The sequence below is a fragment of the Streptomyces sp. NPDC059169 genome (assembly GCF_042755225.1).
In the GTDB taxonomy this organism is placed as follows: Bacteria; Actinomycetota; Actinomycetes; order Streptomycetales; family Streptomycetaceae; genus Streptomyces.
Genome location: NZ_JBHZCF010000020.1, coordinates 111,313 through 120,165, shown reverse-complemented (window position 1 = coordinate 120,165; position 8,853 = coordinate 111,313). Strand labels below are relative to the sequence as shown.

The following is an 8,853-nucleotide window of genomic DNA, read 5'->3' as shown; positions in this document are numbered from 1 at the left end:
GGGGGGAGTAGGTTTTTTTTTGGGTGTTTTCTGTCGGGGGGGGGGAAGGGGGGGGGGGGGGGGGGGGGGGGGGGGGGGGGGGGGGGGGGCCCCCCCCCCCCCCCCCCCCGCGCCTCCTCGTCGGCCGGACGGTGGGCACCCCCCCGGTCCCTCGGCGACCCGGCGGATCGACCGGTGGCCCGACTACCCCGTACGGGCCGGCGAGCGGGGCCCGTACGGCATGCCGTGCCGGACGGGCGCAGCCGAACCGTGGCCGCCCCGGACGGCGCGGGGAGGGCCGGCGCCCTGCCGGGGAGGGGCCGTTCGTGTTCGTGGCGCGGGGGGTGACGGGCGCCGGGCCACCGGGCACGCGCAGTTGCCCGACCGCCCGGAGGACGGGGCCCACAAGCGGTGCCGCACACATCCGCTGAGCGTCGACGAGGAATCAGTGGCGGAAGCTCCCTACACCTGGATTTCCGTCCCTCCTGCGACTGATCCGCCGTTCCCCGACGCCGGGGCGCAACGCCGCCACGGGTCCGGAGGGACGGCGCTCCGTCCCACGGTCTGGCCCAGACCTTGACAGGTGCAAACCACTACCCGACAGTGCCCTCAACCCGCACTCCCGATAGGGAAGGCCGATATTGTTGTCCGCACGCCGAGGGATCCTCGCCCTGCTCACCGCCTCCGCGGTGGTCGTCGGGCTCCTGGCCCTCCTCCCGGCCTTCTCCTCCGTCACGGCGCCGTGCACGAGCCCGTGGACCTCCTCTTCCGTGTACACCGGAGGCATGACCGCCTCCCACGACGGCCACAACTGGCAGGCCAAGTGGTGGACCCAGGGCGAGACGCCCGGCACCACCGGCGAGTCGGGCGTCTGGGCCGACCAGGGCGCCTGCACCTCCGGAGGGGACGGTGGGAGCGGTGGCAATCCGAATCCGGGTCCCTTCGTCGTCAGCGAGGCACAGTTCAAACAGATGTTCCCGAGCCGGAATCCCTTCTACACGTACGACGGACTGACCGCGGCGGTGAGCGCGTTCCCCGCCTTCGCCACCACGGGCAGCGACACGGTGCGCAAACAGGAGGCGGCGGCCTTCCTCGCCAACGTCGCCCACGAGACGAAGGGCCTGGCCTCCATCGTCGAGCGGGACACCGCGAACTACCCGCACTACTGTGATGCGGGCCAGTCCTACGGCTGTCCTGCCGGCCAGGCCGCGTACTACGGCCGCGGTCCGATCCAGCTCAGCTGGAACTTCAACTACAAGGCCGCGGGTGACGCGCTCGGCATCGACCTGTTGGCCCAACCGTCGCGCGTGGAGCGGGAGCCGGCCGTCGCCTGGAAGACCGGGCTCTGGTACTGGAACACCCAGAGCGGACCGGGCACGGTGACGGGGCACGGCGCGATGGTCGACCGGGCCGGTTTCGGCCAGACGATCCGCTCGATCAACGGCTCGCTGGAGTGCGACGGCAAGAATCCGGAACAGGTCCGGAGCCGTGTGAGCAGCTACCAGCGCTTCGCCAAGATCCTGGGCGTGCCGACGGGCGGCAAGCTGTCCTGCTGACCGCTGCGCCGCGGCACGCACCGCGACGGGCGCCCCCGTTCCCGGGAGCGCCCGTCCGTTTGCGTGTGCGGCGCCCGGTCATGGCCGCCGCGGTCGTGGCTACTGGCTGGCCGTGCCGAACGCGTCGCCCGCGGCCGGGAGTCCGCCCTTGCCCGGCTGGTACGAGACCACCGGCTCCGCCGCGCCGTCGACGAGGTTCGCCCACGGCAGGGCGTGCAGCGCGCCCCTCGCGCCCGGGCCCAGGGGCATGCCCACGTAGAGGTGACCGGCGGCCGCGGTCATGTAGTTGCCCACGGCGTGGGAGGTGCCCGGGGAGCCCGGCAGTCCGGCCTTGCCCTCCTCGACGACGACGTCGGACTTGCCCGCGTCACCGAGCAGGGGGACGACGCGGATGGATCCCGCGTCCTTCACGGAGCCGAGGTCCTCGCCCGGGATGCCGATCGCCAGGAGGAGGTTCTTGCCGGTGCTGACGGCGCCGGGACGGGTGTTCACGGCCGTCAGGTTCCTGCCGAAGGCGTCGCCTGCCTCGTGCGCGCCCGCGATGCCCGTGGTGCCCTGGCTGAGGTCGGCCAGCTGGGTGATCTTGCCCGCGGCGTCGACCTTCAGCGTCACCACCCGGCCGGCGTCCTTGATCACGGGGCTGCCGGCGGTGTCCTCACCCGGCACGCCGATCGCGAGGATCGAGTCGGTTCCGCTGGACGCGGCGCTCGGGCGGTAGGCCACCATGGCCAGCGAGGCACCGAACTGGTCACCGGGTTCCGAAACGCCGCTGATTCGGTCGGAGTCCTGGTCGAAGCCGGTCAGCGGGGTCGGGCCGCCCGTGGAGTTCAGCGTGTGGCCGTAGATCTGTACGGTGCCGCCCTTGGTCTCCTTGCCGATGGCTTCGTTCGGGGTGCCGACGGCGAAGTGGCCGGGAGAGGCGGCGAGGCTGGTGCCGAAGCGGTCGTCCTTCTCGGCGGTGCCGGCCGCGCCGGGCTTGTCCTGGTGCACCGAAGCGTTGGTGGTGCCGCGAAGGTAGAAGACGTTCCCCGCGTTCACGATGTTGCCCAGGTCCTCCCCGGGGACGCCGATGACCAGGAAGGGTTCGCCGGCGACGGTGGTCCCGGCGGCCAGGGACTGGCCCATCCGGTCGCCCGCCTCGCTTGCGGACGCCTTGATCGCGCCCGCGCCCTTGCCCTGTTCCAGCGCCAGCGCGGCACGGCCCTTGGTCAGTCCGCCCGGTGCCCCGTACAGCACCTCCACCAAACCGGCGTCCGCGGTGCTGCCGATGTCCTCCCCGGGGATGCCGACGACCAGGTCGGTGCAGCCGTCGAGGTCGTGGTCGAAGGTCGCCAGCGACTCGCCGAACTGATCGCCGGCCTCTGCCCCGCCCGGGATGGCGGCACTGTCCTGGTTCAGTTCCACGGTGCCCTTGCCGCCGCCGTACACGACGCGCACCACGCCCGCCTTGGCGTCCCCGCCGACCGAGGCCTTCGGGTCGGCGATCGCGATGTCGCGGATCCCGTCGCAGTTGAAGTCGGTGGGGCGGGCCGCGGTGACGGTGGTCGTGACCCAGCCGGCCAGGTCGTCGGAGCGGGAGGCGACCGCGCCGGTGCGGGTCTCCTTCTCGGCGAGACAGCCCCCCTGCCAGGAACGGGTGCTGACGCCGACCAGTTCGGTGCCGCCGCCCGTCTCGCGCAGCAGGGGCGCGCCCGAATCGCCCTGGCAGAGCGCGCCGTTCACGCCGGTGAGCGCGATGTCGTCGGCTCCGGACGCGTCCACGGTGAAGGTCGCGGTGTGCGGTGTGTCCGGTACCCACTCGGTCTTCGTGCGTCCGAGGCCCACGGCTTTGAGCTGTTCGCCCGCCGCCGCCGTGGTGGTCGACAGTTTCACGGGAGTGATCCCCGTGACGGGCTTGGCGAGCCGTGCCAGGACGACGTCCCGCCCGGGGCGGGGCACCAGCTCGACGACCTGACCGGTCTTCCCGGAGACCGTGACGGTGGTGCCGAGGGCCGGCTTGCCCGGCGTGACCACGGGGTTCCCGGGGTCGGTGGCGAAGCAGTTCGCGGCGGTGAGGATCCACTGCGGGGCGACGAGCGCGCCGGAGCAGCCACGGGCGTCCTCGTCGGTGCCGACGACGAGCCTGGCGGTGAAGGCGTGGCTTGCGGAGGGTACGGCGTCGCCCGACACGGCGTGGGCCGGGGAGCAGACGAGCGTCCCGGCGGTGACGGCGGCGACCAGGGCGGCGGTTGCGGCCGCACGTGGGCGTGGGGAGTTCACGGTTCTCGATTCCTTGGCGCTGGAGGGGCCGGGGTCAGCCGGTGACGCGGATCTCGACGAGTACGGACCTGGCACCGCCGACGGTGCCTTCGCCCACGCTCTCGAAGCCGCCCTTGGCGACGTCGACGGTGGTCGTGGCCCCGTTGGCCGTGAGATCGGCGCTGATCGGGTGGTCAGCCGTCTCCAGAGCGAAGACACGGGGCAGTTCGAGGGTGAGGTATCCCGTCTTGGCGGTGGCCCGGAAGCAGTAGTTGCCCTTGCGGCCGACCGCGTCGTCCCTGACGGTGTGGACCTTGATCTGGCCGGGCGTCGTGTCGCACTCCGCGAGCACGATGCGCCCGTCGCCCTTCTTCAGCTTGATGCCCTGCGTCGCCAGGACGTCGTCGGCGCCGGGGTAGTCGTATTTCTCCACGATGACCGGCGGGGTGTCGCCCGCGGCGGGCGGAGCAGGGGAGTCATCGGCAGTGGCGAGCGGAATTCCGATGACCGCGGCGAGTGTGCCCACGGCTCCGGAAATCAGAAGGCTTCGGGTGCGGAAAGCCACCGCACGCTCCTTTCAGGTGGCCACCAGACATTGAGGGTTGGTGGCCGAAAAGTAATTGCAGAGTAAAGGGTGGGCAGTGAATCTAGGGCTTCCTGTGACGCATCGTCAACTTGCCTTCACAGAACTAATGGTGGGGTGTGTGGGCTTTTGTGATGCTATTCCTGGGCTGTTTCCGGTCAAGTGACGTGCGCGTCACACGTGTGGACGGAACACCGGGATGGTGCACTGGAAGATGTGACCGAAGCGTGAAGAACGGAATTTGAAATTCCAGTGACTTGGGCAACACTCGTCCGCTCGGGGTGGGTGCCTTGCCAACTGCTCCAAAAGCGCCGCGTTATGCTCCCGTCGCCAATATGGAGAATGGCAACTGCCGTTGCCGTCGACCGAGATGAGAGTCTTTTGAATCGAAGAATTAACGGGCGACGACGGGCGAGGGGAGCTCTGACGACTGCGCGCGCGCTGGTCGCGGGCCTGCTCCCGCTCGCCCTGACGATGGGGCTGATGGGCGGGACGGCGACCGCCGCCGACGACCCCCTGTCCGATGACGGCCTGTTCAGCGGTCAGAGCGGTAGTCCCATGCCGCTCACCTCCCGCGCTCTGGTCGTCGACCTGTGGAAGTCCGGCGGACCCGGCGTCAGGGCCGCCGCCGAGGCGGCCCTCACCGGCACCGACGCAGACGTCCGGGAACTGCTGGGCACCGTCGCCGAGACGGAGGTCCAGGACAACCGCGTCGCCGCGGCGCAGATCTCCGGCCTCGGCGGCAGCCAGCTGTTGGACGCCGCGCGCACCGCGCTGGCAGGAACCCCGGAGGACCTGGAGACCTTCCTGTCGTCCGGCTGGGAGGAGCCGCTCCGCCAGGACCAGCGGGTCCAGGTCGCGCGGATCGTCAGCACGGGCGGTCCCATCGTCCAGGAGGCCGGGCGGGCCGCACTGAACGGCACCGCCGAGGACGTGCAGGCGTTCCTCTCCTCCGGCCAGTACGCCAAAGGCCAGGAGGACGACCGGGTCGAGCTGGTGCAGATCGTCGGCGCCGGCGGACCCAATGTGAAGGCCGCGGGCCGGCTGGCCATCGGCGGAACGCCGGAGGACATCAGGGAGTTCCTGGACGTCGGCCAGTACGTGGCGCGCTCGCGCGACCAGGAGCACGCCACGGTGGCCCAGTTGGCCGCTCAGGCCAAGGAGGCCGGACGCCGGGCTGCCAAGGAGACCGCGGCGGCCAAGGAGGAGTCGGCCAAGGCCGTGAAGGCGGCTGCCCTGGCGAAGGATGCTGCGGAGAAGGCCGCCAAGGAGGCGTCGCTCGCCCGCAAGGACTCGCTGGACGCCGCGGCGGCGGCCGGCCGGGCCGCCAAGGCCGCCAAGCAAGCGGCGAGCGCTGCCCAGCAGGCGATCTCCGCGGCCAATGCGGCCAACAACTCGGCCCGGGTCGCCGCCAGCGCCGCCTCGCAGGCCGCCGCTGCGGCCGCCGGTGCGGCCCGCGCGTCGTCGAACGCCCGCAGCGCCGCGGCCGACGCGGCACGTGACCACAAGAACGCCACCGCGGCCCGCAAGGCGGCGGATGAGGCCCGTATCGCCGCCAAGGGCGCGGATCTCGCGGCCGATGCCGCGGACCAGGCGTCGAAGGCCGCGACAGCGGCCGGTGCGGCGGCGCTGTCCGCCGCGAGCGCGGGCGCCAACGCCGATCGCGCCGCCTCCGCGGCCGCGGAGGCGAGCAGCTACGCCAACCAGAGCAGTGCGCAGGCCGCCGAGGCGCGCCGTGCTTCCGCCGCCGCCAAGCGCCACGCGGCCGAGGCCAACCGTGCCGCGGCGGCTGCGGAGAGGCTGGCGGGCAAGGCTGCGACGGCCGCGGTGCAGGCCCGTGACGAGGCCCGTTCGGCGGCGAAGCACGCTCTCGCCTCGGCGAAGGCCGCCGATGAGGCAGCCGACCACGCGACCGACGCGGCGCACGCCGCCACCAAGGCCACGGAACACGCCGATGCCGCCTCCGAGGCCGCCGGCACGGCGAGCCGGGCGGTGGCCAAGGCGCAGGAGGTCTTCGCGCTGGCCCGTGAGGTGGAGGCCGAGGAGCTCAAGGGCCGTACCAACGCCGGCATCGAGCAGGCCAAGGACCTCAGGGAAGCGGACGACGAGCGCCGGGCGGCGGCGGCCGCCGAGGCCAAGCAGTCCAAGGAGCGCGACGCCGAGGCACAGCGCCTGGCTGCTGCTGCTGCCCGGCCGGGGGCGGACCTCGCACAGGTCGCCGCCGACGGACGGGAGCTCGCCTTCCTCGCGGCGGACAACGGCGAGGCCTGGAGCCGCGCGGCCGCCGAGGTGGCGCTCGCGAGCCCCGACGAATACGTCGTCGACTACGTCCGCAACGGCTGGCAGGAGGCCCGACAGCAGGACGAGCGCTTCCAGGTCGAGCGGCTGGCCGAGGACAGCATGAGCGAGTCCGTGCGGAACGCGGCTGAGACCGCACTCGCGGGCGACGCCGGCGCAGTGCACTCCTTCCTGACCCAGGGCCAGTACGAGTCGGGTGCGCAGGACTTCCGGGTGGCCATTGCCCAGGCCGCCGACGTCGGTGGCCCGATCGTCAAGGACGAGGCGCGCAAGGCGCTGGCCGCCGGGACCCCGGCCGCTTACCGGCAGTTCCTGCTCACCACCGAGGACACCGCCCGCACCCAGGACGAGCGGGTCGAAGCGGCGCAGCTCGTCTCCAGCGGCGGCCCCGAGGTCAAGTCCGCGGCGCGCATCGCCCTCGAGGGCTCACCGCAGGCACTGCACGCGTTCATCTCCCGGGGCCAGTTCATGGCCAAGCGCAAGGACCTGCTCGCGGCGACCCACGTGGCACAGGTCCAGCAGCTGATCTCCGAGGCCGCGGGGGTCGCGGCGACCGCCCAGCAGGACGCCGCCGAGGCCCAGCAGACCGCCGCGCTCGCACGCAAGGCGGCGGACAAGGCTGCCGCGTACGCCAAGCAGGCCAAGGAGTCGGCGGCCAAGGCCAAGAAGTGCGCCGACGAGGCGACCGCTTACGCCAGGGCCGCGGAGGCGTCCGCCGCCCAGGCCGCGGAGTCGGCGAGGACCGCCCGCAGCGCGGCGAACAGTGCCAACCGGGACGCCCGCGCCGCGGCGGCGTCCGCCGCCACGGCGACCGTCTCCTCGGAAGCGGCGCAGGCGTCGGCCTCGCTCGCCTGGTCGGCGGCGAACGAGGCCCGCGCGGAGGCCAGGGCAGCGGGCAAGGACGCCAAGGCCGCCCTCGCGGCGGCCAAGGACGCCTACCACGCCGCGTTCACGAAGCTCAAGGCCGAGGAGGAGGCCCGCCGCAAGGCCGCCGTCGCCGAGAAGGCCAAGAACGACCCCGGCGCACAGGCGCGCGAGAAGTACCGCTGCGGCTTCGTGGGCTGCGACGAGGCGAACCGCAACCACCCGCGCTGGTGCCAGCACAACGAGATCCTCTGCGCGATCTTCGCGGACGGTGCCCGGTTCGCCACGGCGATGGAGCAGCTCCACGACGTGGTGTCGCTCTTCACCGACCTCGACACGCTGGAAGCCTGCGCGGACGACCCCAGCGTCTCCCACTGCTGGGAGCTGCTGGCGGACGTCACCGTCAAGTCGAAGGCACGGTGGGCGGAGCACGCGTACGAGCTGATGCGCAAGCTGCACAAGGTCAACAAGGCATGCAAGGTCGCCAAGGTGGTCCCGGGTCTGTCGTCCGTGCAGCGCTCCTCGGTGAAGGGCGTGTCCGCGAAGGGCGTGTTCGCGAGGAGCGTCTCCGCGCGGGCGGCGGCCGGCGGCAAGAAGTGGGCCTGCGGTGACTTCATCAAGGGCTACGACGGCGACGGCATGATCACGGCCAACGTCTCGGGCGACGGCATTCTGACGATCGCGGTCGAGAGGAACGACAGCAAGGTCCCCGGGTGGCAGATGTTCGACGCCATGATGGAGCACTACGGCGCGGACAACATCCGGATCGTCCAGGGGAACTGGAACCGCAGCATGCCCAGCAACCTGGACAAGTTCAACCAGCTGCTGCGCGAGGGGAAGAGCGAGGAGGAGGCCGCGCTCGGCACCTTCACCGGCAGGAACTCGAAGCGGTACGGGTTCACCAAGGCCTACGGCTTCACGCTCAAGGGCGAGCGCGGCCACTACACCCACGTCCAGGTCCACTTCGGAAGGTAGAGCGGAAGGCACAGTGGAGAAGGCAGCTGAGGACGTCCGGAGGATGGCCGCGGAAGGCGCAGGCATCCTCGCCGTGATCGAGATGCTCAGGGGCGAGGAGGGCTTCAGGCTGACTCCCCTGCACCTGCTGCGGATCCTGGACGAGGCGCTCGGGATCCCCTGGACGGAGTCCAGGGCGCTCCTGGAGCACTTCGATCCGGATCTGCGGCCGCTCGATCCTCCGGACGAGATCGACCGCAGGGCGGGTGAACTGCTCTCCCGCTACGTGACGCGGGAGCAGTGACCGCAGGGTAGGGAAGGGGCCGGTGTAGCCCGGGGGGGGAAACCGGGAACCACAAGTAACCGCAGAGTCCGGGAAAC

Annotated in this window: 5 protein-coding genes; 3 read left to right on the top strand and 2 right to left on the bottom strand. The window is 71.8% G+C overall.

Annotated features, from left to right (window positions below; all coding sequences use genetic code 11):
- The first annotated feature begins 617 nt into the window (after positions 1 to 617).
- Entirely contained in the window at positions 618 to 1,535 is a 918-nt protein-coding gene (locus tag ACFXOM_RS30220) for a glycoside hydrolase family 19 protein (protein WP_384948596.1), read from the top strand.
- 99 nt (positions 1,536 to 1,634) lie between these two features.
- Here ACFXOM_RS30220 and ACFXOM_RS30215 read toward each other — a convergent pair whose 3' ends face one another.
- Together ACFXOM_RS30215 and ACFXOM_RS30210 are read right to left on the bottom strand one after the other, a co-directional pair.
- Positions 1,635 to 3,794, bottom strand: coding sequence for a trypsin-like serine protease (locus ACFXOM_RS30215; RefSeq protein WP_385040429.1), 2,160 nt, complete (start codon positions 3,792 to 3,794; stop codon positions 1,635 to 1,637).
- Positions 3,795 to 3,828: 34 nt separating this feature from the next.
- Positions 3,829 to 4,338 carry a hypothetical protein gene (locus ACFXOM_RS30210; protein WP_384942152.1) on the bottom strand — a complete coding sequence of 170 codons (510 nt, stop codon included), beginning with the start codon at positions 4,336 to 4,338 and terminating at the stop codon, positions 3,829 to 3,831.
- A 399-nt stretch (positions 4,339 to 4,737) separates the two neighbouring features.
- Here ACFXOM_RS30210 and ACFXOM_RS30205 point away from each other — a divergent pair, with 399 nt between their 5' ends.
- Both ACFXOM_RS30205 and ACFXOM_RS30200 read left to right on the top strand, forming a co-directional pair.
- On the top strand, positions 4,738 to 8,493 hold the full coding sequence (locus tag ACFXOM_RS30205) for an ALF repeat-containing protein (RefSeq protein ID WP_384948593.1): 3,756 nt from the start codon (positions 4,738 to 4,740) through the stop codon (positions 8,491 to 8,493).
- Positions 8,494 to 8,536: 43 nt separating this feature from the next.
- On the top strand, positions 8,537 to 8,776 hold the full coding sequence (locus ACFXOM_RS30200; RefSeq protein ID WP_384942149.1) for a hypothetical protein: 240 nt from the start codon (positions 8,537 to 8,539) through the stop codon (positions 8,774 to 8,776).
- Positions 8,777 to 8,853 lie beyond the last annotated feature (77 nt).

Coding starts and splice junctions, on each gene's coding strand:
- ACFXOM_RS30200 (WP_384942149.1), top strand. CDS start 8,537: ATGGCCGCGGAAGGCGCAGGCATCCTCGCCGTGATCGAGATGCTCAGG.